The organism is Oligoflexus tunisiensis (assembly GCF_001748245.1).
GTDB lineage: Bacteria > Bdellovibrionota_B > Oligoflexia > Oligoflexales > Oligoflexaceae > Oligoflexus > Oligoflexus tunisiensis.
Genome location: NZ_BDFO01000001.1, coordinates 1,987,123 through 2,011,975 on the forward strand (window position 1 = coordinate 1,987,123; position 24,853 = coordinate 2,011,975).

Here is a 24,853-nt window from a genome sequence, read left to right on the forward strand (position 1 = left end):
AAAGCAGCGCCGGGGCAGGAATGGGCTGATTCACTCATGCGGCATTCTGAGGGAAATTCTGATGTTCATAGATCGTCGAGATGATATTTCTTCAGAATTTTGCGATCGGCGTGCGCCTGCTTCATGGCTGCCAGACCCTGATCAAGCCAGGCGGCCAGATCAGTCGCGAGGGATTTTTTCCTGGTGGTGATACCGATGTAGAAATCGCCCGAGTTGAGCGGGAGCTTGACGTGCCCTGCCTCCTTGAACTCCGTGCCCAGTCCGAGCTGGCGCGCGATAAACCAAAACACCAGGCGATCGGAGGGGACGACGGTGACCCTTTGCGTGGCCAGCATTTTCATGTGTCGATGGTTGCCCTGGTCGCTGGTCAGGGTCACGATATTTTTTTTGTTGCTTGAATCGGCCAGATAGTGGCTCAGAGGAGGAATATAAGTATAACCCTGCATGATCGCAATGACTTGACCGTTGAGCGACTCCACACCCTTGTAGACCCAGGACGACGTTTTATGAACGAAATACGCCGCCTGAAGGGAGCCGATCGACTCCCTGGTTCTTGGGATTCCCATTTCAAGGGCCTCGGCATCCCTGAGGGGAAGGATGAGATCCACATAGCCTTTTTTGGCCATGGCTCGGATACGTTTCCAGCTTGCCACAACAGGCTGAATTTTTACGTCTTTGGACGCCAGAACCTGTTCCAGCATATCGACAGCAAAACCTTTGAGGTCAGGGCCGGTACAGGTATATGGGCAATAATCATCATAGCCGACCCGCAGAGTCAAAGTTTCAGCCATGGCAGGGCTGGCGCAAAGAATCCAGGCCCCAAGAAAAAATGAAATCCTTGGTTTCACGGGAGCTCCTGCTGGATAACCAAATGGATGCGCCCAAATTATGACTTCACGGTCCCGGTCGTCAAGCGCAAATGCGGGCGGCTGCTGGCTTCAGGGCGGCAGGGAGCGGATTACAGAGCGGGTTCACTTTCCTTGCGTTTCATGATCATGTAGAAGGTCAGGGATGAAATTCCACAGATTCCGACGATGGTCGCCATCGTTGCTGCGGATGTTGCATGCAGATGCGAAACCATAAAGGCCGCAAGGGAAGCCGACAGCATTTGAATGGTGCCAAGCATCGCGGACGCACTGCCCGCGTTGCGACCCTGACTGGCCAATGCTCCGGCAGCCGCATTGGGAAACGTAGTACCCAGCGTCGCCACATAGATGAAGAGAGGCACGAGCACCGCCCAAAACCCGCCGCCGCTGATTCCACTTAGCATGAGCACCAGACCAGCCGCTGTCAGAACGTAAAGGGCCACGTGCAGAATCTTTTCATAACTGTACGTGCGGAGGAGACGCGCATTGAGCTGCGACATCGCAATGAGCCCAAGGGCATTGAAACCGAAAACCCAGCCGAAATTTTCGGGGGGAATCCCGAAGTATTCGATAAAAACAAAGGGGGAACCTGTGATGTAGGCGAACATACCCGCCTGCGCAATACTCCCGGCCAGCGTGTAGCGCATGAACTCCCGATCCCGCAGCAGCCTGCCGAAGGTCACAAGCGAACCTTTGATCTTGAACTCGGGATTCACGCCATGCGTTTCAGGCAGGAACGTGGCCACTGAGGCGATGATGATTCCACTGAAAGCCGTGAGGAACCAGAAGATTGATCTCCATCCGAAATTCGCGGAGACGTATCCGCCCATCATGGGAGCCAGAATCGGAGCCACGCCCATGATCAGCATAAGCAGGGAAAAGATACGAGCGGACTCCTGATGCCCGAAACGATCGCGGACGATGGCGCGTGGTATCACCATCCCTCCGCAGGCTCCCAGAGCCTGAAGAAAGCGCAGGGCGATGACCGCTTCGATGCTCTGGGCCAGGGCACAGGCGATGGAGGCCAGGGCGTAAATTACGAGGCCAATCAGCAGGGGAATCTTGCGACCAAATCGGTCGGCGAGGGGGCCATAAAAGAGCTGGCCGAGAGAAAGACCGGCAAAATAAGATGCGAGCGAGGCTTCGACCGAGGGCAGAGGTGCCGCCAGCGAGCTGGCCATTTCAGGAAAAGCCGGCAGATACATATCAACAGATAAGGGCCCGATCGCGCTCAAACTCCCCAGGATCAGGACGAGGCGTCTCTGATCGGCATCCAGGGTGTGCGGCGCAGCGGCCGTGGAATGAACAGTCAAGGTTTGGAACTCCCGATTTGCGAGGAAAGTTTAAGGAGAAGCGCACGCAGCGCGTCCTTTTCAGTTTGGTCAAGACCGGACAAAAATTGATCTTCGACCGCGAGTTCTTTTTTTCTCAGGCTTTCATATTTCCTGCGGCCCTTGCCTGTCAGACGCAAAAGCCTGGCCCGGCGATCCTTTTCATCGGGCGTTCGTTCCACCAGCCCGCATGATTCCAGGCCGTCGATGAATTTCACCATCGAAGCCCGGTCGATGCCCAGCTCCTCGGCCAGTTGAATCTGGTTGAACGACGCGCCGCTTTTCAAAACCGTCAGGATAGCGAGCTGAGGCGGCACGATATGATCCTCTTCCAGAACCTCAGCCAGCATGCAGCGAAAGTGCATACCGCTGCGGTAGAGGGCATATCCGAAAAGTTCCCGGAGGGCAGGGTGATAAGGGCGCATGGAATTCAGTCCAAATGATTCACGAGATCAATCATTCGCTCAACAAACTATCCAAGCGGTCTGGATGTGTCAATCGCGCTTTTAAGGCATGGCGACGAGACAAAAAGTTTGCACATGGAATCGTTTTCATCTGTCTCGTAACCCTTTAACATCCAAGTTTCCTGTCACGAAATTCTCATAAAGGACCACCCGTCTTTTGCCGATATATTGCATAGACTGGAGGGTGTCTTATGAGGCGAAACCGGGCTTTCCTGCTTCTCGGACTGATGTCGTTGATTGGAATCTTAATATCCTGTTTAAAAACACAGCGAAACGAGACGTCAGCGGATGCCCTGTCGACGGTAGCCACGTCGGGTGGCAATGCCCTTCCAACTGGAGACGGGAATCTGCCGTCCGGTAATGATCCCCTCGCAGCCCTGCATGCGGGCCAGAAATCCTGCGTTGCCTGTCATGAAAAAAATCGTCCGGCTCCACCTCATGTGGCAAAAGAAGACTGCGTTGCCTGTCACAGCTATCCATCCTTTAAAAATGTGCAAGCGTTCAGTCATATTCCCAAGCCACCAACCTGTGAAACATGCCACGCACGCCCCGCGACGGCTGGGCTTCGATCTTATCCGAATCAAGGGCCTCCCGCCCGCTTTGATCCTAACAATAAGAATGCACCGGGCAGCGGCCACTATGTGGGAAAAGACTGTGGGACCTGTCATGCAACTCCGGATGAAGTCGCTGCAACCTTTGTCTTTTCCCATAGCGCACCGAAAGCCGAGTTTTGCCTGCCTTGTCACTTCAATGAGGGGCGCGAGGAGCATGATGGTGACGATGATGTTATGCTGAGGGATTTCGGGAACTGCTTCAGTTGCCATCAGAATTTTGATCGCAACGACACCCGGAATTTTGAGGCGAATGATGATTAGAACCGAGTGCCTGTGCGATGGACTTCACCGCGGCCCGACGTTCATCCAAGCCGCGTTTCGAAGTCAATCGCGGTTATATCAGGCTGCCAGGCATGCCTTCTCGCAGTCCTTGCACGCTTCCATACAGGCCTTGCATGATTCCATATGACCAGCATGTTTTTCACAGATTTTTGCGCAGTCACTGCAAATTTTCGCGGTGACCTTGGCAAATTCCTTTGTATATGCGGAATCATAGCGGGCCAGTTTTTCCAGACTTTCGCAGGCTGCCACCAGCTCCAAAACACTGTTCAGGCAATCGGCCATCATTTTGTTGCCCTGGGCCAATTCCTTTTGGCAATGGTTGATACAGGTCAGTCCTGTTGTAACGCATTTGTTACTGGCGTCGGCGAGCTTTGCGAATTTGGCCTCGGCAGCCTGGGCTTTGCCGGCGGCCTGCGTGCTGGAAGCCATCGACAGTCCGATAGCCAGTGTTCCAACCGAACTGGCGGCCTGCATGATCATGTCACGACGATTCATATCTGCTCCTGTGATGTCCAAAGGTATTGAGTCTAAGATCTTAGCAAACGGAGACGCACCCGACAATCTCTGTCGTCTCCGCCCGGATTTTCAACGATAGGTTGACAAACTTTCGCGGCATGGCCGATTATCAGGCCCGGCCGAAGTATCGAGTTCACAGGGCCCTTTAGAAAGGCTAAAGACTTGCGTCATATCATTGTGAGAAAAACGGGCGGACCATCCTGTCTTTTATTGGAAAGCGCTCCGGATCCCGAACCATCGGAAGGATGTGTGCGTATCGCGGTGCAAACCATAGGAATCAACTTCGCCGATATTCTGGTGCGGCAGGGTTTGTATAACGATGTGCCGGGATATCCCATTGTTCCCGGCTACGAAATTGCTGGGGTCGTGGACCAGGTTGGGGAGAATGTCGACAGCGACTGGCTCGGCCAGAACGTTTTTGGACTGACATTTTTTGGAGGCTACGCTGAGAAGGTTTGTCTTCCGGTGGAACATATTTTCCAAAAGCCAAATGAGATTTCCTTTGAAGTCGCCTGCGGTCTGCCCACGACCTATGCCACAGCCTGGCAGCTCCTGGTGGTTATGGGGGCGCTTAAACCACAGGAAAGGGTTCTGATCCACAACGCGGGTGGTGGCGTGGGACTCGCTGCGGTGGATCTGGCTCGTAATATTGGAGCCACCATCTATGGCACGGCAAGTCAAAGAAAGCACGAGCAACTGCAGGCGCGCGGCCTGTCGCATCCGATCGACTACAATACCCAGGACTGGGAGCAAACATTTGCGACCATGACGGGAGGCCGCGGGGCGCACCTGATTCTTGATCCTTTGGGAGGGAGGAGCTTTCGGAAAAGCTATCGTGCGCTGGCGCCAACCGGCAGACTCGGGATGTTCGGGATTTCCGAGGCTTCGCATTCCGGTTTTTGGGGCAGGGTGAAGCTCCTGGGTACTGCGCTTTCCATGCCCTTCTTTCACCCGGTTTCCCTCATGAACGGAAACAAGGCTGTGTTTGGGGTCAACCTTGCACGTCTGGCCGCTGATCCTCCCATGATGAGAAGCTGGATTGATGCGATTTTGGATCTCACGAAACAGGGAAAATTGCATCCTGAGGTGGATCGGGCCTTTTCCTTCGAGAAAGCTCATGAAGCTCATGAATACATCGAGACCCGAAGGAATTTTGGGAAAGTCGTGTTGAAAATATAGGCTGTCCAGGCCGCGTGTTTGCATGATTTCCAGCAAGAGCCAAGGAAACTCAGTAGAAAAACCCGGAGAGATTCCAGGCGGGAATGAGGTACGCTACACCCAGGCTCGCAAACCTGGCTCGAGCAGTCATGGCCGCTCGATCTCAGTCGCCGTGCTGCCGGCTTGGGTTTGACAAACAATCCGGTGCCCGTGGATCAGCGGATCATCGATGAGACAGGGGCACTCCCTTCGTGAGGATGACCTTATGAGTTACGTGGATGGATTTGTGATTCCGGTTCCGAACGATAAGAAGGAAGCCTATCGCACCATGTGCACCGAGGCGGCGAAGGTTTTCATGGAATGTGGAGCGCTGAGCGTAACGGAATGCTGGGGCGATGATGTGCCGGACGGCAAGATCACGGATTTGAAGACGGCTGTCAAGGCTCGTCCCGATGAGTCGGTGGTCTTCTCGTGGATAGTGTGGCCTTCGAAGGAAGCCCGTGATGCCGGCAACCGTAAGGTGATGGAGGATCCCCGGATGCAGCCAGGGCCTGATATGCCCTTCGATGGGAAACGCATGATCATGGGCGGCTTTGAAGTTCTGCTGGATACCAGCAAGGACGCATCGTTTGGCCTTATGCCTGAAATAAGCGCTGGTCAATCCATGAGGCCTATACTCTAACGTAAACCCAGGGTCAGGCCGTGGTTCTTCCGCCTGACCTCAGGCTATGATCCTGTTGTCTGATTCAAAAGAATGGAAACCTGGTTTGTCGTCCCATGGCTCACGACGGCATCCAGGCGACTATCGCCATTCACATCCACCAGAATGACTTTGCTCGGTCCCGTGCCCGTTCCGATGGAAAAGGTTTCGGCTGTTGCAAAGGTTCCATCGCCATGGCCGCGATAAAAACTCAAGGTATTGGGGCTTCCGTCCGCAATGGCGACAACGTCGGAGACGCTGTCGCCGTCGACGTCCCCGGAGGCAACCGCTGCGATACCCTCAGCCGCATCGAAGCTTGAAACAGTGAAACTGGCTGCGGTTGCGCTGGTCGTGGTTGTATTGAGGAAAACGGCCACCTTATCCTGTCCGGATGTCGGGCATGTCGCCACGATATCAACCTTGCCGTCGCCATTCAGATCGCTCAGGCTCAGGTTGCTGTTGTTGGTACAACCCAAAGCGGTGTTGGTATTGATCCTGTTCGCCGTTTGAAAGGCCGGTGTGGCTGTTACTGTTGTATTGTTGAGCAGGACACTCATGATGCCACCAAATCCACCGCCACCGGCGACGTCCGGCTTGCTGTCATGATTGAAGTCCCCGACTGCAATCATCCAGGGATGAGTGTTCCCGTTATAGACAGTGCTGTCAGGATTAAAAATAAAGGCTGTTCCAAATTTGACAAAAGTTCCAGGCGACCCGCTTTGATTCATATAGAAAATGAGCGTGTTCCCGTTGGCTTCGCCGATCGCAATATCATTCATGCCATTCGCATCGACGTCCGTAATCACGACGCCTCGGGGGCCCGATATGCCTGCGTTATGCCCTGTGGGTATATTATTTGCAAAGGTCAGAGTGGAGGCATGCGCCGAGGTTGTGTTGGTCAAGTAGCTGAGGTAGTTGTTGCCCCATGCGCCCCAGGCAACATCAGGAGTGTTGTCGCCATTGAGATCACCCACATCGATCATGGCCGCGTTAATATTGGTGACAGTACCATCGGAATTGGGTGAGCAGGAGACATCCTGCTTCGCTCCAAACGTGCCGTCTCCATTCCCAAGAAGATGGCTCACGCCCTGTCCCGTATGGAGCGCGACCGCAAGGTCGACTTTGCCGTCTCCATTGAGGTCCCCGGCCGCGATGCCTTCGGGATTGGTTCCTGTGGAGAATCCCACAGGACTCGCAAATGTTGCGATGTTTACCGTGTAGACAGCTGAGGCCACAGCTGAGTTGGCCCAACCCGTTTTATAGGCAATCGCTTTGATGGTTTTGGTCGCTGAAATCGGAATAGCGGCCGTATAGATGGTGCCGCTGCTCGATGTGGGAGTGGAACCGTCGAGCGTATACCGAATGGTGGCGCCTGTGAGTGTGGTGCTCAAGGTCACGGAAAATGCGGCTGTATAGGTTCCCGAAGCAACGGAAATGGTCGGTGTGGCTACCGCTTGCGCTGTTCCCGCATTGGATTGAATCGTTCCCTGAACCTCGTCACTCTCAAGCCTTGTATTGACGCTGGATTGTGCATTCGCCACGATTTCAGAATTGGCTCCCCCTTTCTCAAGACCGGATGAAACACTTTGCGCAATGCTGTTTGTGAAGACCGAGACCGCGTCACCCGTTACGATGCCCGCCGTCTGGAGACTCTCCAGTCCCTTGACAGCACCGTCGCTGGCCTTCAGTGCGGCTTCGGTGCCTTTTTCAGCGTCGAGCGTTCCTGATTGGATGAGCGAACCCGCACCTGACAGGGCGCCCTCGATAAGCCCGGCTGCGATTTCAGTTGCGATGCTGGCGTTGGTAATTCCTGCTTTTGAAATTTCCGAAACGCCGGTTTCCACGATAACAGAAACGGCATCCCCGATCTGATCCGCTTGAAATCCGCCGCGCGTCAGAGCCATGACGGCCTTGTTGGCGACGGCTGTCATGGCCCCTGCGAGCGAAGCATTGCCATTGGTCGCCAGGGACTGAGCCCCGCTCATGGATGATTGGATGACAACCGCAAGGGCGCTCTTTTTCATTTCCGGTGTGCGGATGCCAACGGTTCCCAGAGCGCTGACCGCTGCCCCGGCGATGAAGCCCATCGCACCCACCGATTGCGTGGCATCGGCTTCACTTTTCTTTAAACCGGAGGTGGCTCCCGAAATAATCAATTCAATCGCACCGCCTTGCATGATCGTGTCAGCGGACAGACCGGCTGCGCCAAGCCCCTGAATGGCTGAACCTGCGACTTCTCCGGTCAAGGTTCCGAGCGAGGCGGGGTCAAATCCAGGACCGCTCAAGGCCGCCACGGCACCTTCCGTAAGTTTCTGGGCCCCCTGGCTTATGGCTGTTGTTTCAATCCCGGCCCTGGGCAGTGCACCCACCGCGGACCGGGTCACGGCCGCGACCGACACCTGGGAATTTTCTCCCGCCAGATCCACTGCCGGCAGCGAGGCGACCGCGGTATTGGTCATCGCCCCCATGAGTTGCAGCGTTTCATCTGTCGTCAAATCACTGGTGCGGCCCTGAAGCGATGCGGATGTGCCGGACATGATGCGTTGGGCCATCGCCACTTTCATTCGAGGGGCACGCAACGAGGCACGCGAATCGGTGAGTCTGAGAAGTGCTCCCCGTATGATCGGTGAGGCGACAACCTGCACGGCCGAGAAGTCGGCCAGCGGATCGTCGAGACTCAGAAAGGATTTGCGCACGAGAGGAAAGGAAAACCTGGAGCGTGCGAAAAGCCCATTCTCCACTGTGATGATGAGGCTGCCGACCGTTGCGGCCATCTCCTCGCTGGCTCCATCAGCGATAACTTCCGCCAACTCGCCGTTGTACACCGTGGTGATCTCATCGCAGAGATCATCAATCATGGCATTCCCTACGGCCAGAGCACCGGCTCGCGCAGCATCGTCATCCGTGGGAGCTTCCTCGATAAGCTGAAGACGGTCGTCGCGCGACGAAGGAGACGAACACGTGCGGTCCTGACCTTTGGTTGATGTCGACGCGTGCTTATTGCATCCTGCGGAAAAGACGGAAGCCAGAGTCAATGCCGCGAGAGTGAAATGGATCAGGAGCGACATAGTGAGAACCTCAGCAAGCGTTATAGGCCTGTTTCGGAACCCGCAAGCAGTTCTTTAAGCTTATTTTGATTGATATTCGTGGGCAGGAGCTGGGTAAATAACCGGTTCCGGGTGCTGGGCGAGGTGGGCCTGCCGATGGAACGGGAATGCAGCTGTCCCACCGATAGACCCACGTGCTTGAGAGTACTGACCTTATTCCGTGATTCGGACAAAAATGCGATCATCTGACGACAGGGTTGTCGGACGGGTTTCGGCACTGTCGGTGTAGGCATCGCCAAAGGTCAAGGTCAGACCATCTTCCGAGATCGTAACGATATCGTAGAACACGGTCGTGCGACTTTTCACATCGAGAGGATAAATGCCTTCGGCCGAGGGCTCACCGAGTGTGTAAGCTACAGATGCGCGACCCGTATGGTTATAAACGCTGCAAGCTTCATCATCATAGTAAATCTTGGTTTTAGCGATCGTGCCCTGCTTATTCTCATCCATTTCCGAAATATCGTAGGTAAATTTCACGGAACGAGTGCCGCGGGTTTCACAGGGACCTTGCCATAGACCGGCGATGGGACTGGCAACGGCCTGCAGAGACATGAACGCTGCGACGGAAACCAAAATCGTATTGATTGTCATTTCAAACTCCTTTTTCACGTTGTGCTAACGACGACCTGTTCTAACCAAGAGCCGGGGACGATGCAAGCATTTTGATAATGATTATCATTTACATTTTGTGCTCACCCAAATTCCCTATTATTATTGATGAATCATTTTGATATGGGTGAGGCCGGGCTTTTCCCGCCCGCTTGAAGTTTTCGCTGCCCTATGAGATGGGAACGTTGGTTCACACATGCAATGATGCTGATTAATATGTAATATTTTGGCAGCGAGGCTGTTCGATGAAGGTACACAATCCATGGTTTTCCCTTGTTCTTCTTGCCGCTCCGATTCTTCAGGCCAAACCACTGGAGCAGGATTATCCTTATCTTGAAAAGCTCTACAAAGAGCTGCATCAGAATCCGGAGCTCTCCTTGCAGGAAAAAGCCACGGCACAGCGCATGGCGCAGGAGCTGAAGAGCCTGGGCTTTGCCGTTACCGAAAACGTCGGCGGATTTGGTGTGGTCGGAGTCTTTAAAAATGGTCAAGGACCCACGGTGCTGATTCGAACCGATACCGACGCTCTGCCGGTCAAGGAGGAAAGCGGCAAGGCTTATGCGAGCCGCAAAACGATGAAAGATCGCGAAGGGACCGTTCAGCCTGTGATGCATGCATGCGGTCATGATATTCACATGACCGTGTTCAGCGGGACCGCCCGGCAGTTGATCGACCAAAAGAGCAAGTGGCATGGAACGCTTGTGATGATTGCGCAGCCGGCCGAGGAAACCGGCATGGGGGCTCGAGCCATGCTCCAGGATGGTCTTTTCAAGAAGTTCCCACGTCCCGACTACAACCTTGCTCTTCATGTATCGGCTGAGCTTCCAGCGGGAGAGCTGGGCTTTACCAGTGGGTACGCCCTGGCGAATGTCGATTCGGTGGATATCAAGGTTCGCGGCGAAGGAGGTCATGGAGCCTATCCGCATATGACCAAGGATCCTATCGTTCTCGCGGCTCAGCTGATCAATTCCTTGCAGACGGTGGTCAGCCGTGAAATTGCGCCTGTTGAACCGGCCGTTGTTACCGTCGGATCCATTCACGGCGGGAGCAAGCACAACATCATCGCGGATGAAGTGAACCTTCAACTGACCCTCCGCTCGTACTCGCCTCAGGTTCGCGAGCAGACCATTGCCGCCATCAAACGGATCGCGCGCGGCCTGGCCATCACCGCAGGGTTGCCGGAAGAAAAATTTCCTGTGGTGACCGTCCAGGATGAATTCACACCTTCGGTTTATAACAATCCGGAGCTGACACAACGAATCGTGGCTGTCGCCAAAAACATCGTGGGTGAGGCTCATGTCAAGGACATGCCACCGACCATGGGTGGCGAGGACTTTGGTCAGTATGGGCGCGTGGATCCCAAAATTCCGAGCCTTATCTATTGGCTGGGAAGCGTGGACCCTGAGACCCATAAAAAGACTTTGGCTGCCGGGAAAAAACTCCCGAGTCTGCACTCGGCTCAGTTTGCTCCCTTGCCCGAGCCGACCATTAAAACCGGGGTGAAGATGATGACGGCGGCTGCCCTGGAACTCTTTGATGGCCATGAGACGGCGCAACGGAATTGATGGGGCTCCGGGCTTCAGTTATGATGAAGCCCGGCCTGGAATCTGACACTCCACTCTTTTCGATAGGCGAGGACGCATGGCTTCCAACTTTCGTAAAACCCTGTTGACGGTATCGCTGTTCTTCAACGTGCTGCTCGCGGATGCGGGACATGCCGCGGATGTGCCTTATCCCAGCAAACCTGTGACGATGGTGGTTCCGTTCACGGCGGGAGGCCCGACCGATACGGTGGCCCGGCTCATCGCGCAGTCCATGAGTGCCGAGCTCAAGCAAACCATTGTGATTGAGAATGTGGGAGGCGCCGGGGGAACCCTCGGGGCGGGTCGTGTGGCGCGAGCGGCCGCCGATGGTTATACCGTACTCCTGCATCATATCGGTCAAGCCACAGCGCCCTCGCTCTATCGCAAACTCCCTTACAAGGTGGAGGATTTCGAAGCCATCGGCCTTGTGACAGCGGTGCCGATGACGATCGTCGCGAGAAAGGATTTCCCGCCAAAAAATTTGAAGGAACTCATCGACTTTGCGAAGAAAAACAAGGACAAGGTCACCTATGCCAACGCTGGCCTGGGATCCGCTTCGCATCTCTGCGGCATGCTGCTGATGAAGGCGATGGATACGGTCCTGACGACTGTTCCCTACAAAGGGACCGGCCCGGCCATGAATGATCTGCTCGGCGGTCGGGTTGATTTCATGTGCGATCAAACCACCAATACAACCAGTCAGATCAAGGCGGGGAAAATTAAGGCCTACGCTGTGACGAGTAAAAAAAAGATAGCCTCCCTTCCTCAGCTGCCTACCGCAGCGGAGAGTGGCCTGCCGGGATTTGAAATCAGTGTCTGGCATGCCCTCTATGCTCCCAGGAATACGCCCAAGGTCGCCATCGATCGTCTGAATCAGGCCTTGAAAGTGGCGTTGAAGGACAAGACGGTAATCAGCCGCTTTGCTGAATTGGGAACAGAGCCCGAACCCGAGGAACGCCTGAAACCCGAAGTTCTGAATACTTATCTGAAAGAGGAACGCGCCCGCTGGGATGAAGTGATCCGGAAAGCAGGCCAGTTCGCGGAATAGAATGCTTCATTTGGCCCAATCCGGGAGCTACCGACATGATCCTGCGTATCGCCAGTCCCAAGGAATTTTGGGCTGGCCTGATTTATCTCCTGTTTGGCAGCTGTGTGATCCTTCTGGCTCGCGACTATGAGATGGGAACTGCGACACGCATGGGTCCCGCTTATTTTCCTACGATTCTGGGCTGGCTGCTGGTCGGCATCGGCCTTCTGGCTCTTGGCCGCGGCGTCAAGGTCAAAGGTCCTGCGATTGAACCTGTCGCGTTGCGACCCCTCATCATCACGATCGGTTCCACGCTCCTTTTCGCGGCCACCGTGCGTGGTCTGGGGCTCACGATCGCGTTGCCTGTTTATACCCTGCTCACCGCGTGGGCCAGTCCACGCTTTCGCCTGGTTTCGACTTTGATCCTGGCTGCGGTTCTGACTCTGTTCTGCTGTCTGATCTTTGTGAAAGGGCTCAGCATTCCCCTTCCACTCATCGGTCCCTGGATTTTGAGTTTCGTGGGGGAAACCGGCTCATGATGGACCTCATCGCCCCTATCCGTCTGGGACTCGAAACAGCCTTGAGCCTCAGCAATCTGTTCTACTGTCTGTCCGGAGTATTCGTCGGAACTCTGATCGGTGTCCTGCCTGGTCTTGGTCCAACGGCAACCATTGCCATGCTGCTCCCGCTCACCTTCGGTCTGCCGTCCGATTCGGCCCTTATCATGCTCGCGGGCATCTACTATGGTTCGCAGTACGGTGGTTCCACGACCGCAATCCTTTTGAACCTCCCCGGTGAAGCCGCGTCCGTGGTCACGGTGCTTGATGGCTACAAGATGGCGCGAGCGGGCAAGGCCGGCGCGGCGCTCTCAGCCGCAGCGATTGCCTCCTTCGTTGCCGGTACGCTGGCGACGATTCTGATCGCTCTTTTTGCACCACCCCTGGCGGATGTCGCGCTGAGTTTTGGGCCGGCGGAATACTTTTCCCTGATGGTGTTTGGATTGGTGGCGGCGATCGTGCTGGCGCGCGGTTCTCTGCTTCATGCTTTCGGCATGGTCATCCTCGGGCTTCTGCTGGGACTGTTGGGGACGGATACGAATTCAGGCGTGGCGCGCTTTACCTTTGATCTGCCGGAACTCGCCGATGGGATCAGCTTTGTCATCGTCGCGATGGGCATTTTTGGTTTGGGCGAAATTCTGCGTAACCTTGAAAGCGAAACCGGAGAGGACGTGACGATCAGCAAGGTCACGAGCCTGCTGCTCACCCGTGAGGAATGGAAGCGGATCGTGGCCCCCATCCTTCGCGGTACGGCGCTCGGTTCAGCCCTTGGAATCCTGCCAGGCAGCGGTTCGATCCTGGGATCGTTCGCGGCCTATTCGCTTGAAAAGAAGGTCTCGAAACACGGGAGTGAATTCGGCCAGGGGGCGATTGAAGGCGTGGCCGCGCCGGAAGCGGCGAATAATGCCGGCGCTCAGACCTCGTTTATTCCGATGTTGACGCTCGGCATTCCGTCCAATCCGGTGATGGCGCTGATGATCGGCGCGATGATCATGCAGGGTATTCAGCCCGGTCCTGGGGTGATCTCGGAGCAGCCGGCGTTATTCTGGGGCCTTATCGCTTCGATGTGGGTCGGCAACCTCTTTCTCATTATCCTGAATCTGCCCCTGATCGGCCTCTGGGTGCGCCTTCTGCGGGTTCCTTATCCTCTGCTTTATCCGGTGATTCTATCCTTCTGTGCCATCGGGGTTTTCAGTTTGAATGGCAGCACGTTTGATCTCTTTTTGATGCCCATATTCGCGCTGCTCGGCTATGTCCTGGTCAAGCTCGGCTGTGAACCGGCGCCGCTTCTTCTGGGGTATATTATCGGACCGATGATGGAGGAATATCTGCGGCGGGCCCTGCTGCTGGCACGCGGAGATGCGACCGTCTTTGTCACAAGCCCCGTGAGTGCGGTCATGCTGGGCTTGGCTCTTGTGACCCTGATTTTTGTGCTGCTGCCGGCCATTCGGCGGAAGCGGGATGAGGCCTTGCAGGAGGAGGTGTGAGGCGGTCACGCCCCCAAGGGCAGGGCCTGTTCAAACTGATCGAAGGGAAAGTGCTGAGGAGGTATGAACAGCACCAGTTCCCAGGCCGGACATGTGGATTGATCCAGCAGGGTAATGGTCGCGCGTCCACCCAACTCGCCTATATATTTGCGCACGGCATCCATTCCCATGCCGCGACCTGAAATCAGGGATACGAAATCCGAAGTCGAAAAGCCTGGAACAAATATCAGATCCGCGATCTCCTCACGGCTCATTTTCTGCTGCCCGGTGATGAGCAGCTGCTTGCGTGCCTTGGTTTCGATGGCCTGAAGGTCGAGGCCCCGTCCATCATCATGGATCGAAAGTTCGACACCCAAGTGTGATTTGCGACCGGACACGGTGATTTCCGGGCACTCAGGCTTGCCTTTCCGTTGCCGTTCGGCGCGCGATTCAATTCCATGATCAAGGGCATTACGAATCACATGGGTGAAGGCCTGCTTTAATTTTTCTTCAGCGAATTCACTGATAAAGAGCCTGGGTACGTTTACGACCAAACGCGGCGTGGGTTTGCCCAGGTCGCCAGCGACTTTGAAAATTTCCGTTTCAAAATAGACCACAGTCCGGTGGAGATCTTCAAACAAGGAATGATTGATTAGCTCTTGCAAGCGTTTTGGGTCATTGTGTGCCGCAAGCAGAGTCTCGCGCGGTAAATTGATCATGGTCTGATCAGCACCGATTTGCTGGCAGCACTGGCGAATCTCTTCCAATCGTTCCAGAATATGGCGAAGGCTTTGCAGGAGATCCTCCTGAATTTTTGCCAGTGGCCCTGTGTTTTGCTGAGGCGCCTCCGAAATATCCTTGACCGCCTTAACAATGTCTTCCCCGTGGTGCAGGTGCTCTTTGAGCTCATGGAACCCAAAGGAACTCATTTCGCCTTTCAACGTATGCAAAGTAATGAAAATAGGCTGCCAGTTATCAATTAAGGACAGTTCCGCCCGTTCGATCGCTTCCTGTATCTGGGGAATCTGACGCTTGATGGCTTTCATCACCCGTTTGCTCTTGCGCTCGCGGTCCTGTCGGAAGTTGTCATCCTGATCGCCCACGATCGTCACGAGAAGTTTGGCAAAGCGGCTCACGGTTTCCATCTTGAGCTTGCTGTCCAGGATGGGCTGTATGTTCCTGGCCACAAAGATGAGGGCCGCGGTTTCGTTGAAATGCCCGACGACCCTCCGCCAGCCCAGTTCGTGCGTCATCCCATTAATTTGCGCTTCCGTGATAAAACTTGCCTCATTCAACTCCCAGGTGAGTTCGCTTTCTCCCAGGACCGATTGGATCAGGTCATGCATCCCTTCCAGGTGCAGCTGTTTGAGGATCTGGCGGAAGTGCAGGGCTTCTGGAAAGAGCTTGCGGAAATAGCTTGAAGTTTTGGACGGGACTATTTTGAGGTCATTATAAATCATGCAATAGCCAATTTCCGCGGCGTTGATCAGCGATTTGTTTTCGGCGATCTGTTCTTCCAGACCCTGTCGAGCCTGCTCCGCGAGCTGCCTTTGCTGATCGGCTTCCAGGCGGGCCTTTTCCGAGCGACGGAAGGCCTGGCTGACGCGATTTTCAAAAATGTAACTCAGGTACGCCACCACACAGACAGCGCCCGCGTATGTGCCGGCCAGGAACAGCCTATGCACGGAATCAAACTGTTGAAAGCCAAAGCTCCAGGTCGTGAGTCCGACCTGATCGACGAAGGCGACAAACAGAAACAGGAGGGGGCTGATGACGGCAGTATAGATGATTCCGTCCAGAATGCCCTGGGTGAGGAAGACGGCCAGGAGAAACGTGACCATCCACAGCAGGACAGGCGACCATGCGCCGCCTGTGACGGTGGCAACCAGAAATAAAGTTGCTGATCCAAAGAAATAGCAGGAGATCGCGGCGGCCTTAATCCAGCGCATTTTAACCAGGATAAGTCCGAGGACGGACGTAGGAAGGCCCACGGCCAGGCAATAGATCATGGCCTGGCTGTTCTTCAGAATCAGTGCATAGAGGGGAACATGGCTGGCCCAGGTGAGAACCGCAACACAACAGAACAGCCAAACGAGGATGGCTTGATGCTTCTGCTGCGATTGGGGGAATCGCTTCGCGTCCAAACCAAACCAGGAAACAAGGCGGTCGAAGAGAGATACAAGGGCATTTGTAGGATCCATGGGGCTTCCTGTCACTGAATGGGCCAGCGCTGCGATTTCCAACATTATGAGTGGCGGCGGAGGTTTTTGCAATGGTTTGCCATGGAAGAGGACGTCAGTAGCATTTTCCACAGTTCTCGCAGCAACGGTATTCCCCGGCCCAGCTTTTTACGCCGTCCCGTGGAATCAGGGCGCTGGATGCCAGGGGAGTATTGCATTCCAAACAGCGAGCGAAGGGCTGCACCAGCGATTCGAGTTGGAGCCGGTGCACCACTTCCCGAGCCTGTGCCTCGGCCTTTGTTTCATGCAGGAGGATCCCGTGTGTGACCTTCTCGTTCTTCAAAAGGCTCGGGTTTCTGGTGAGGATGATGCGGTGTTCGGCGACGGCCAGGGTTACGATTGCATGACGATCGAGGCCGTAGATTGTATCGAAGCCTAACATACGCAGGGTGCGGCCGAGCTTCTGCAGGTTCAGATCGAGAATGAAGCGAGGCTGCCGCTTGGGTGTTCCTGGGCTGATGCTGCTGATGTCGAGACGTTCGAACATGGGATAGGCGCTGATGCGATCGCCGTCGTGGACTGTGGCTTCCAAGGGGCTGGGTTCGCCATTGATCAAAATCAGGTCGATTTCAGCAGCCGGCACGCCGATGGATTCGATCAGTTGCTTCGCGTTCCGGTCTCCAACCCAGCTGACCGCGATGTCCCGTTTGCGTTGCTGCGCCGGAAGGTGGTCGTTCAGCTCTTCGTAAAAGCGTAATGTCGCCTGGTTCATGGTTTAAGCAAACTGTTTCAGGTAGTACCCTTCAGAAATTCTCTTAATTACTTCACCCACCTGGGTTTGAAATATGTCGCGGAGTTGCTTCAGGTTCTCCGACAGGGAACCAGCATCGCCCACGTAAGCGGACTCAAGAATTTGGGTGTCCTTCAAACTGGGTTCCAGGTCGGCTTGCAGAGGCGAGCTGAAAGGCAGGATGATGCTGAATAGGATGGTCAGGAACTTTACGTGTCTCATGACAGTTTCCTTCTTGAACTGTTAGGAAAATGGGGATTGAATAGCATCGTGCGGTCAAATTTCCAGTCGGAAGTTCAAATTGTCCGGAAAAAGAAGATTTTGGTTTGGGAAGAGGCAGGCAGGAATTCTTGCAACAAAAAAGGGACCTCGCGGTCCCTTCTTTTCAGTTGCGATTCATAATCACTTGGCAATGAAGGACTGAGGATCTCTGCAGCGGTGCTTGCCCATGGTTTCAAAGCTAAAGACGTTGTATGTGTCTTCACCCCAGGCTTTGGCTGTAAAAATCGCAAGCTTGGACTTTGGAATAATCCAGGTTTCATCTGCAGAGACCCAGGTGCAGCCCCAGTCCCTTGGTTTTATCTTGAAAGCGCATTGTGCCATGTCATTGACAAAATTGGCAGGTTTAATGTTCCCTGTGCTGTCCCTGGTTTTGTAGCCTGCCTCGATCAAGTCACATGACTTGGCATGGGGGGCGAGGAAAACCTGAGGGGCGACACAGCCTTGATTTTCGACTGTCTCAAAGCTGAAGATATTGTACTTGGAAGGACCCCAACCGTCGGCTGTAAACACTACGGACTTCAGACTTGGAATGATCCAGGTTTTTTCTGCGGTCACCCAGGAGCATGACCAGTCCAAGGGCCGAATAGCTTTGCCGCACTGACTCATATCGGCATCAAAGCTGGCTGGCTTGTCGAGTGACAGCCTATTTTTTGTGGGATAGGCTTTCAATTTACAAGAATTTCCGGTGCCCGAGTTGGAGTTGTTGCCCGAGGACTGAAGTTTCCAGACTATCTCCGAGGTCTTGCCACAAACGGGAACATTGAGCCAAACCAGCTTCTCTGGATCACCGTTAACGAGCAAGCCATCAAATGATCCGTTGATGGTGAGCTTATTAGCATTGTTCGCCGACACCAGGGTGCCGCTCTGCTGCCCACAGTCCATACTGTTCAACGTATAATTATAAACCCGGTTGAAATCGTTGCTGGCATTTTTGTCCAGAAACAATTTGAGTCTGGCCCCGCTACTGCTGGCGTAAGTATACTCGGCCTGATCCAGCGCCACTTTAAGGGGCGCGGCTTCGGGTGTATAAAGGAGCGGAATATCCCTGACGATGATCGGCATGTCTGGAGCCATACATGTCATGCGAGCAAGACTGACTTCATAGGGTTCCAGGCTTTGGGCTTGAATGGTCTGCTGAACAAAGAAGTTTCGCGGATATTCATCATTGTCCTTGATCAGGGACGGCACTCCGCCTTTGCTGGTCCAGTCGACAGTACAATCAAGAGATCCGCTATAATTGTCTTCCACGCTATCGATATAAGCCTCGGCTTCAATCTGCAATTTGCCGGACGACACGACCAGAGTTTCAGCTGGTTCCACGGCGATATCCGTCAGCATCCGAAGCTGGCCGGATTCCAGGTGCGTGATCTTGAGGATTGGGTTGATGTTCGCAGGCAAAGGCGTTTCAGGCACACGGCTCAGCGGAGGGTGGCCGGGATAGATTTCGCTGTGGTCGAAGGCAATGGTAGCACGCGAGGTGACGCGACGACCGATGGCATCAGTGACGGCGAAAGCAAACGAACCGCCAAAGTAAGAGTTCACCGGACGGAAGATAAAGTTGCCGCTTTTCGCGTCAAAGGTGAAGTAAGTATATTCCGCAGGCTTTGTCAGCAATTCATAGCTCAGAGGAGGAACGCCGCCCGATACTCCTCTGGCAACGGTGTCGTATACGGTGGGGTTGTCGTTCTTTTTCACTTTGACGGTGAAGCCGACGTTGGGGGAGGCAGTTAGGTATGGATATTCCTTGACGCCCAATACGTTGGCCATGAAGATACAATCCCACACGAGCGAGATTCTTTCGCTCCGATTATTGGCATCGGGGACGAACTCTTCCTGTTCGTTCGTTTTCCATCTCCAGAAACTGGGGTGTTTGAAATTTTCGCTACGCTCCGCCTTGTATTGGAGTTCATTGTTATGCAGGCTTTTGATCGAACGACACTGGTCAACCACGACACCAGCGATTGACTCTTTGGTGTATTTCTTTGCATCATAAAGCATACCAATCGACTGGAAGAATGGGTTGTCAGGATATTTTTTCAGCAATTTGCTAGCAATCCTGGAGGTTTTCATGTCTAAATTTCTACGCAGCAGGATGTTGATCGCAACAAGATTGGCTTCGTTCGTGTTGTCAAAGTGCGAGAAATAAAGTGCCATCTCTTCGGAATCAAGTCCGAGCGCATCAAAAACAAGTGGCCAGCGGAACGGCGGCTGCAGACCGAGATCCGTCCAAATCCTATTCACATAAGCCATCTGAATAGGTGGCAGGATACAGTTGACGTCTTTACAGAAGCGAGGAATTCCGAAATAGGCTGTCAGAAAGCTAACGACACAGCGGCCAAGTTGCGCTTCTTCCAGATCTTTTTCATTAACACCCTGCTTCACTCCTTCGGCGCAGAGCGATACGGCTGCAATAATACCTTTTACGTAGTTTTCCCCGCCTTCGATATTTGTGCGAACGCAGTGTTCCACCTGTTTCCCTGAAGACAGACAGCTTTGCAGGCCTTTGGTGCCTTGCTTAATATATGTTGCAACTGAGTCCAGAACATTGCCCAGGCCTTCGACTTTGTTGCTTAGTTCGTCGATCCTTTTCTGACCGTTTGCGCTAAGATCCGAGACCGCCTTCTTCACGTCTTCCGTGCTCAATTTGGGAAGCTCAAGATTAAGGTTGAAGCCTGGGGCCGTTCCTGGAAGGTACGCTCTCAGATCATATCCGCTATTATCGATGACGCGATCGAAGGGATCCATGCCACCGACCAAACAATAGGCCACATCCTTCTCATCACATTCCAGTGCTGTTGTAAGCGGCGTGCTAAACGATCTCTGCCACTGACTGGCAAAACTTCTCTTCACATCTTTTGAAACGATGTGATCAGGCAGAGAGAGCCAGTAGAGAGTCGCCAGAGTATGGTCTTTGGAAAGTGCACCATATTTTGAGCTTTGGGCCTTTCCCAGAAGCAAGGGGTTACGCCGCAAGTGACCCGTATCTTCCAGGGACTGGGGAATGACATTGCATGCCTGCTTTTCGCCTGCGCCACACAGTAGAGCGTTATACATGATGGTGTCGCCACCTGTTCCAAAACTATCTTCCCTGAGCCGATCTACATCGCGCTCTGTTGGAAAGCCAGCGTTCCAACCCTTAACCCCCTCGACCTTCTTTTCGACTATGGCCCGCCAAAGGGATTTTTCGGCTTTTAATTCAGAAAGATTGTTCTGCCCGAAGACCGCCTGCGCACAAAGCAGCATAGCCAGAAGAAAGAGGATTTTTGCAAACAAGTTCAATTTCATACGACCGCCATAGAGGTTGAAGAAAATAACATTAAAAGTCATGGAGCGGCTTTTTAAGACTAGGGCGCCTTAATATGACGGAAGCCCCGGTCTTATCAAGTTGTTTTGACTTACAAATGAACCGCATTTGCCCCGGCCTAGGTAAATAAAATTTCTTGTCTTTTTCGGGAGCTATCCGGGATTTTGGAATAATTTCAAGTCCAGCACTAGCCTTTTACGATGACCCATATAGCAGAGGGTGGCAGTGGGTGCGAGTAAAATATAATGTCATGTGTAGAAAGCGTTTTCGAATACCTTGGGGTATGAAGATCAGGCAGAGCCTATGGCAGGTGAAAGCAAGTGGTAGGGAGACGGGGACTGACCCGTGCTCCGCGGAAACCGAAATCAATCGAAATGGATCTTGAGGTACTCCTGGCAGTTGTCGACATCAGATCGCTCATTCACACTTCTGCTCTCAATGCAGGTCAGCTCAACAGCGGTTTCGCCCTGAGTCATGATCGCTTTTTCACCTGTGTAGCCACTGAAAACGTGAGTCTTGCCTTCAAAGCTAACTTCACAGGTCTCGTGCACCCCGAAGGTCGATACCTCGGCAAACGGCTTGTCCTGGAAGGACACATAGCAATGTGTAAAGTCCTGGCTTAAGACAGGTCCTGTGCTCTTTGATTTGTTTTCGGTGCATTCCAGTTTGTGGACCCCAAATTTGTAATGACCGTCCTTATCCGCACAGGATGGTCCTGATATGACCGCTCTTACCGACCACGGCGGAGGCAATTTGGATTTACATGACAACAATGCGGAAGGCAGCAGGGTGCCGACCAACAAGAAATGTACTGCTTTCATGGTTTTTACCTTTAGTTCGGCGATAACGGCTTGTGGCTCAAATCACCGCCTTCATCAGACAATGGCTAGTTTTTACCATAATATCATTGTCATGAATAGTTGCCAACGGGTGTGTGTCAACGATTAGACCCAAAAATTCTTTCTGACCCTGGACGAGCAGGATAGTCCGGCATGATAGGTTTGATAAGCTCTTAATACGAAGAGACCACGAACGAGCGATTACTCCTCACTCCTTCGTGATCCTGACAAAGTAAGTATACTCAGTTACGCAACCAATCGTGCTTGCAACCAAGAGGTTTCACGATCTTGAACGTCCGACCTGATGCCGAGGTCAGGCTAATAACTTGGCTTTTCTCAAGTTGTGCAAGATCAGGTCCGCCAGTGAGTGAAAGTCCTTTTTGGCTAGCAAACTCTGTTTTCCATTCATTGGCAAACGTCTGATTCGATCTGTACCTCTTCTGGATGGCAGGCATCACTCGTTCAATCTGTTTTTCCCGCTCCGCATTGGTTGGGTGAGATACAACCGGGAATAAGAAAAACTGAGCAAATTCTTGCGCTTCTTCCATCGTCATAGGAATCCGCTCTTGATCGGGAATCTTCGTTGGATCCTGCTGCGGTTGCCCAGCAACGAGGGTTTCTTGAACTTTATTATTGTCTTTCATCCCGCTCAATAAATCGTTCGGCGTTAATCCCAATTCAGCGCATATCATGGCGCCAACAACGTCAGCTTCCGATTCGTGTCGTTTCAAGGATTTGCCAATTGCAGGTCCGATCTGGTCCCACTTTTGCCTCAGTTGGAGATATTGATTCCTATTGTGCGTATAAACGCCACCATTAGGATTGAAAGCCTGATTCATGTATGTATTGAGCTCATTATAGAACTGATTCATAGCAGTTTTTTGAGCCGCGGAAAGGCTATCCTCAGGATTTTTGGAAGCGTGGTTCTTGGAAGAATGTGCCGTTTCATGACAAAGAATTTCGAGGCTGCCGAGAACTCCTGAATTTTTAACGAAACCCGTATTGATGATTATGTTTTGATAACCATCAGCAAAAGCATTAAAAACATCGTCCTCCATAATCGTGACCTTAAACGTCCGCCCAGGCGTCAAGTTCGGCAGGGCAAAGACTCGATTGCTAAACCCTTCAATAAAAGTTCGTAGCTGAGCATAGTTCGTCGAAACTTGTCCTGGCGGTGCCATTTCTGGAAATGGCGGCTGCAGATACGGATCCACCAAGGCCTCAATAGCCTGTGCTTGCTGCAAAGAAAAGAGATAGTCAGGAACCGGTCCTTCGTCACCAGGTTTGACCTGGCTATCAGGATTCGAGCTGGTCTGATCTCCATTGCCATCAGCATCAGGGGTTGAAGAAGATGGTTCTCCGGTTGTTTGAGGATTCGCGGCGTTTGGTGTTTGCCCGCGCGGTATTCTCTGGTTTGTTTGTGATTGTTGGCAGCTCATGAGAGCTAAAAAGACGGTTAAAAAAACCATTCGGTTCTGCGTGCCTTGCATAGCTATTCTCCTAGCATATAGATAAAACTGGGGGCCTTTTCGGATGAAGTTGGTATAAACTTTAATATTTATTTGTTTTGCAGCAATATTCGGTTGTTATCGCGTCGTTTAGTGACCGGTTAGGCGGCTGAAACCCCAAAAAATAGGATTTGGAAGGCGGAATTGATACCAGCTGTGGGTGATGGGGCAGGATATGAGAAGTGGCCAGGCGGCAACGACCAGGAATCTTAAGGGCTCCAACTGCCGCCTCGTCAGTGCATCGAACTTCATCTATTGACGAAGTCTCAGTGAAGTCTTTGCGGCAAGCCATCGTCGATGTCGTAGTAATCGCCCTTGTTGGCAACGTGGACATGAATGTGAATTTTCGTGTTGGTAGGGCCATCAAATGCGCCCATGGCGATGCCGATCCAGTCCTTTTCAGGCTTATCCCAGAGTAGGGAAGAACCACACTTATTGCAGAAACCTCGCCGCACCTTTTCAGAGGAGTGAAACCAGGTGATATGGTCGGCCCCGTGGATCGTCACAGCGGAGCGCGGAACGTCAGTGGATACGAAGAAATGACCCGACTGCTTCCGGCATTGCGAACAGTGACACGCGTCGGGGGCGGGAAGCGTACCGTTAACTTCGAACCTTACTGCCCCGCAGAGACATGAACCTCTGTGCATAACGTGCTCCTTTCGTTATGGTTGCTACATCGGGTGGTTATAACAAAGGTCAAGCAACAGTCAAAGGTGCTTCTCGTGTTTGAGGACGTAATTGGGGGTGCCGGGGTGGAAAACCAGGTCATGGGACCGAGCGACCGGGGCTGAACGCAGCATGACTCCGGCCGACGAGATGAAAGCGGATAAAGCGGTCTATCCGTTCATCCCGATAGACCGCTTCTGTTCCAATGAAGGCGACGGGATTAACCCTGAAGAAGTTTTTCAAGGTTATCGAGGTGCCAGCTCACGCCGCGGATCCGGGATGCATTTGCATCGGCCGGAGCGTTGATGTAGGTGTTTTGCTCGGTAAAGAGAAGTTTCGTCGTACCTCCCTCCTCTTTCATTTCGATCGTCGCGAGCGTCACCGAGAAGCGTGTTCCGTTGATAAGAAGATCATAGACGTAGACGATGCGCTCGTTCTCGACGATGTCGTAGTATGTCGCGTCATACGAAGTGGTCGTGCCATTCGGAAAGCTTCCCCGCAGAACTTCGCGGCCCCCGGCGCGGAAGTCCAGGGATCTTTCGCTGACGTTATAGTCCGCCGGAGCGATGAACCACTGGCCTTTTAACTCGATTTTCCGAAAGGCGTCGAAAACCTTGGAGACTCGGGCTTTGAACGTGCGTTCCAACGTGAAGGTGTCGTGAAAAGGCATCTTCGTTTCCATTCTCAATCATTCTCCTCAACAAGTTTTTGCAATAGATCGAAACGGTGCTCCCAAAGAGCCCGTCTTTCTGAAATCCACTTTTCAGCTGTGCTGAGCCGCTCCGTTACGAGGCGGCAGGTTCGAACGCGACCTTGCTTTTCCGTTTTCACCAGTCCCGAATCCTCAAGGATCTGAACGTGCTGCACCACGGCGGCCAAAGAGATCGAAAACGGCTTTGCCAGTTCACTAACGGACATAGGCGCCGAGCTGAGGCGCTCAATCATGGCCAGACGGTTGGGGTCTCCCAGCGCGTGAAAGATACGATCGACACTTGTCATTCCTG

The 24,853-nt window shown here is 53.3% G+C and carries 23 protein-coding genes; 7 read left to right on the forward strand and 16 right to left on the reverse strand.

Annotated elements, in window-relative coordinates; genetic code table 11:
- Positions 1–65: 65 nt before the first annotated feature.
- The 4 genes from OLTU_RS08600 to OLTU_RS32865 all read right to left on the reverse strand — a co-directional run bounded on the left by OLTU_RS08600 (position 66) and on the right by OLTU_RS32865 (position 3,074).
- Positions 66–848 (reverse strand): substrate-binding periplasmic protein, encoded by a 783-nt coding sequence (locus OLTU_RS08600; protein ID WP_141732346.1) that lies wholly within the window; start codon positions 846–848, stop codon positions 66–68.
- A 110-nt stretch (positions 849–958) separates the two neighbouring features.
- The gene (locus OLTU_RS08605; RefSeq protein WP_141732347.1) at positions 959–2,179 is read right to left on the reverse strand and encodes a Bcr/CflA family multidrug efflux MFS transporter; all 1,221 of its coding nucleotides are present in this window, start codon (positions 2,177–2,179) and stop codon (positions 959–961) included.
- Positions 2,176–2,622, reverse strand: coding sequence for a MarR family winged helix-turn-helix transcriptional regulator (locus OLTU_RS08610; protein ID WP_141732348.1), 447 nt, complete (start codon positions 2,620–2,622; stop codon positions 2,176–2,178). The genes OLTU_RS08605 and OLTU_RS08610 overlap by 4 nt, the downstream gene beginning before the upstream one ends.
- 320 nt (positions 2,623–2,942) lie before the next feature.
- Entirely contained in the window at positions 2,943–3,074 is a 132-nt protein-coding gene (locus OLTU_RS32865) for a hypothetical protein (RefSeq protein ID WP_281181139.1), read from the reverse strand.
- Between the two features lie 27 nt (positions 3,075–3,101).
- On the opposite strand from OLTU_RS32865, the gene OLTU_RS32265 reads away from it, so the two are divergent.
- Entirely contained in the window at positions 3,102–3,536 is a 435-nt protein-coding gene (locus OLTU_RS32265) for a hypothetical protein (protein ID WP_218109926.1), read from the forward strand.
- A 78-nt stretch (positions 3,537–3,614) separates the two neighbouring features.
- Here the strand turns inward: OLTU_RS32265 and OLTU_RS08615 are convergent, their stop codons facing one another.
- Positions 3,615–4,052 carry a Csp1 family four helix bundle copper storage protein gene (locus tag OLTU_RS08615; protein ID WP_141732349.1) on the reverse strand — a complete coding sequence of 146 codons (438 nt, stop codon included), beginning with the start codon at positions 4,050–4,052 and terminating at the stop codon, positions 3,615–3,617.
- A 183-nt stretch (positions 4,053–4,235) separates the two neighbouring features.
- On the opposite strand from OLTU_RS08615, the gene OLTU_RS08620 reads away from it, so the two are divergent.
- Both OLTU_RS08620 and OLTU_RS08625 read left to right on the forward strand, forming a co-directional pair.
- Positions 4,236–5,252, forward strand: coding sequence for a zinc-binding dehydrogenase (locus tag OLTU_RS08620; RefSeq protein WP_141732350.1), 1,017 nt, complete (start codon positions 4,236–4,238; stop codon positions 5,250–5,252).
- Positions 5,253–5,496: 244 nt separating this feature from the next.
- Positions 5,497–5,913 carry a DUF1428 domain-containing protein gene (locus OLTU_RS08625; RefSeq protein WP_141732351.1) on the forward strand — a complete coding sequence of 139 codons (417 nt, stop codon included), beginning with the start codon at positions 5,497–5,499 and terminating at the stop codon, positions 5,911–5,913.
- A 44-nt stretch (positions 5,914–5,957) separates the two neighbouring features.
- Here the strand turns inward: OLTU_RS08625 and OLTU_RS08630 are convergent, their stop codons facing one another.
- Both OLTU_RS08630 and OLTU_RS08635 read right to left on the reverse strand, forming a co-directional pair.
- Complete coding sequence (locus OLTU_RS08630) at positions 5,958–8,999, reverse strand: FG-GAP-like repeat-containing protein (protein WP_141732352.1); 3,042 nt, start codon at positions 8,997–8,999, stop codon at positions 5,958–5,960.
- A gap of 192 nt (positions 9,000–9,191) precedes the next feature.
- Positions 9,192–9,629 (reverse strand): hypothetical protein, encoded by a 438-nt coding sequence (locus OLTU_RS08635; protein WP_141732353.1) that lies wholly within the window; start codon positions 9,627–9,629, stop codon positions 9,192–9,194.
- Positions 9,630–9,892: 263 nt separating this feature from the next.
- On the opposite strand from OLTU_RS08635, the gene OLTU_RS08640 reads away from it, so the two are divergent.
- The 4 genes from OLTU_RS08640 (at position 9,893) to OLTU_RS08655 (ending at position 14,301) form a co-directional block, all read left to right on the forward strand.
- Positions 9,893–11,212, forward strand: coding sequence for an amidohydrolase (locus tag OLTU_RS08640; protein WP_141732354.1), 1,320 nt, complete (start codon positions 9,893–9,895; stop codon positions 11,210–11,212).
- Positions 11,213–11,288: 76 nt separating this feature from the next.
- Positions 11,289–12,278, forward strand: a complete 990-nt coding sequence (locus tag OLTU_RS08645) for a tripartite tricarboxylate transporter substrate-binding protein (protein WP_141732355.1) — start codon at positions 11,289–11,291, stop codon at positions 12,276–12,278.
- A 35-nt stretch (positions 12,279–12,313) separates the two neighbouring features.
- Positions 12,314–12,796 carry a tripartite tricarboxylate transporter TctB family protein gene (locus tag OLTU_RS08650; protein ID WP_141732356.1) on the forward strand — a complete coding sequence of 161 codons (483 nt, stop codon included), beginning with the start codon at positions 12,314–12,316 and terminating at the stop codon, positions 12,794–12,796.
- Complete coding sequence (locus tag OLTU_RS08655; RefSeq protein ID WP_141736766.1) at positions 12,796–14,301, forward strand: tripartite tricarboxylate transporter permease; 1,506 nt, start codon at positions 12,796–12,798, stop codon at positions 14,299–14,301. The genes OLTU_RS08650 and OLTU_RS08655 overlap by 1 nt, the downstream gene beginning before the upstream one ends.
- Positions 14,302–14,306: 5 nt before the next feature.
- Here OLTU_RS08655 and OLTU_RS08660 read toward each other — a convergent pair whose 3' ends face one another.
- The 9 genes from OLTU_RS08660 to OLTU_RS08700 form a co-directional block, all read right to left on the reverse strand.
- The gene (locus OLTU_RS08660; protein ID WP_176736454.1) at positions 14,307–16,481 is read right to left on the reverse strand and encodes an ATP-binding protein; all 2,175 of its coding nucleotides are present in this window, start codon (positions 16,479–16,481) and stop codon (positions 14,307–14,309) included.
- 94 nt (positions 16,482–16,575) lie between these two features.
- Complete coding sequence (locus OLTU_RS08665) at positions 16,576–17,232, reverse strand: Mut7-C RNAse domain-containing protein (protein WP_141732358.1); 657 nt, start codon at positions 17,230–17,232, stop codon at positions 16,576–16,578.
- A 3-nt stretch (positions 17,233–17,235) separates the two neighbouring features.
- Entirely contained in the window at positions 17,236–17,472 is a 237-nt protein-coding gene (locus OLTU_RS08670) for a hypothetical protein (RefSeq protein ID WP_141732359.1), read from the reverse strand.
- Positions 17,473–17,652: 180 nt separating this feature from the next.
- The gene (locus tag OLTU_RS08675) at positions 17,653–20,859 is read right to left on the reverse strand and encodes a hypothetical protein (RefSeq protein ID WP_141732360.1); all 3,207 of its coding nucleotides are present in this window, start codon (positions 20,857–20,859) and stop codon (positions 17,653–17,655) included.
- A 342-nt stretch (positions 20,860–21,201) separates the two neighbouring features.
- Positions 21,202–21,657 carry a hypothetical protein gene (locus OLTU_RS08680; RefSeq protein WP_141732361.1) on the reverse strand — a complete coding sequence of 152 codons (456 nt, stop codon included), beginning with the start codon at positions 21,655–21,657 and terminating at the stop codon, positions 21,202–21,204.
- 260 nt (positions 21,658–21,917) lie between these two features.
- Positions 21,918–23,165 carry a M48 family metalloprotease gene (locus OLTU_RS08685; RefSeq protein WP_141732362.1) on the reverse strand — a complete coding sequence of 416 codons (1,248 nt, stop codon included), beginning with the start codon at positions 23,163–23,165 and terminating at the stop codon, positions 21,918–21,920.
- 284 nt (positions 23,166–23,449) lie between these two features.
- The gene (locus OLTU_RS08690; protein ID WP_141732363.1) at positions 23,450–23,830 is read right to left on the reverse strand and encodes a GFA family protein; all 381 of its coding nucleotides are present in this window, start codon (positions 23,828–23,830) and stop codon (positions 23,450–23,452) included.
- Between the two features lie 239 nt (positions 23,831–24,069).
- Positions 24,070–24,531, reverse strand: coding sequence for an SRPBCC domain-containing protein (locus OLTU_RS08695; protein WP_141732364.1), 462 nt, complete (start codon positions 24,529–24,531; stop codon positions 24,070–24,072).
- Positions 24,532–24,533: 2 nt separating this feature from the next.
- A complete protein-coding gene (locus OLTU_RS08700; protein ID WP_141732365.1) occupies positions 24,534–24,848 on the reverse strand; it encodes an ArsR/SmtB family transcription factor in 315 nt (104 codons plus the stop codon).
- Positions 24,849–24,853: the final 5 nt, after the last annotated feature.

Coding starts and splice junctions, on each gene's coding strand:
- OLTU_RS08635 (WP_141732353.1), bottom strand. CDS start 9,629: ATGACAATCAATACGATTTTGGTTTCCGTCGCAGCGTTCATGTCTCTG.
- OLTU_RS08680 (WP_141732361.1), bottom strand. CDS start 21,657: ATGAAAGCAGTACATTTCTTGTTGGTCGGCACCCTGCTGCCTTCCGCA.
- OLTU_RS08690 (WP_141732363.1), bottom strand. CDS start 23,830: ATGCACAGAGGTTCATGTCTCTGCGGGGCAGTAAGGTTCGAAGTTAAC.
- OLTU_RS08670 (WP_141732359.1), bottom strand. CDS start 17,472: ATGAGACACGTAAAGTTCCTGACCATCCTATTCAGCATCATCCTGCCT.
- OLTU_RS08640 (WP_141732354.1), top strand. CDS start 9,893: ATGAAGGTACACAATCCATGGTTTTCCCTTGTTCTTCTTGCCGCTCCG.
- OLTU_RS08650 (WP_141732356.1), top strand. CDS start 12,314: ATGATCCTGCGTATCGCCAGTCCCAAGGAATTTTGGGCTGGCCTGATT.
- OLTU_RS08700 (WP_141732365.1), bottom strand. CDS start 24,848: ATGACAAGTGTCGATCGTATCTTTCACGCGCTGGGAGACCCCAACCGT.
- OLTU_RS08645 (WP_141732355.1), top strand. CDS start 11,289: ATGGCTTCCAACTTTCGTAAAACCCTGTTGACGGTATCGCTGTTCTTC.
- OLTU_RS08625 (WP_141732351.1), top strand. CDS start 5,497: ATGAGTTACGTGGATGGATTTGTGATTCCGGTTCCGAACGATAAGAAG.
- OLTU_RS08695 (WP_141732364.1), bottom strand. CDS start 24,531: ATGGAAACGAAGATGCCTTTTCACGACACCTTCACGTTGGAACGCACG.
- OLTU_RS08665 (WP_141732358.1), bottom strand. CDS start 17,232: ATGAACCAGGCGACATTACGCTTTTACGAAGAGCTGAACGACCACCTT.
- OLTU_RS32865 (WP_281181139.1), bottom strand. CDS start 3,074: ATGACAGGCAACGCAGGATTTCTGGCCCGCATGCAGGGCTGCGAGGGG.
- OLTU_RS08685 (WP_141732362.1), bottom strand. CDS start 23,165: ATGCAAGGCACGCAGAACCGAATGGTTTTTTTAACCGTCTTTTTAGCT.
- OLTU_RS08615 (WP_141732349.1), bottom strand. CDS start 4,052: ATGAATCGTCGTGACATGATCATGCAGGCCGCCAGTTCGGTTGGAACA.
- OLTU_RS08630 (WP_141732352.1), bottom strand. CDS start 8,999: ATGTCGCTCCTGATCCATTTCACTCTCGCGGCATTGACTCTGGCTTCC.
- OLTU_RS08675 (WP_141732360.1), bottom strand. CDS start 20,859: ATGACTTTTAATGTTATTTTCTTCAACCTCTATGGCGGTCGTATGAAA.
- OLTU_RS08610 (WP_141732348.1), bottom strand. CDS start 2,622: ATGCGCCCTTATCACCCTGCCCTCCGGGAACTTTTCGGATATGCCCTC.
- OLTU_RS08655 (WP_141736766.1), top strand. CDS start 12,796: ATGGACCTCATCGCCCCTATCCGTCTGGGACTCGAAACAGCCTTGAGC.
- OLTU_RS08660 (WP_176736454.1), bottom strand. CDS start 16,481: ATGGATCCTACAAATGCCCTTGTATCTCTCTTCGACCGCCTTGTTTCC.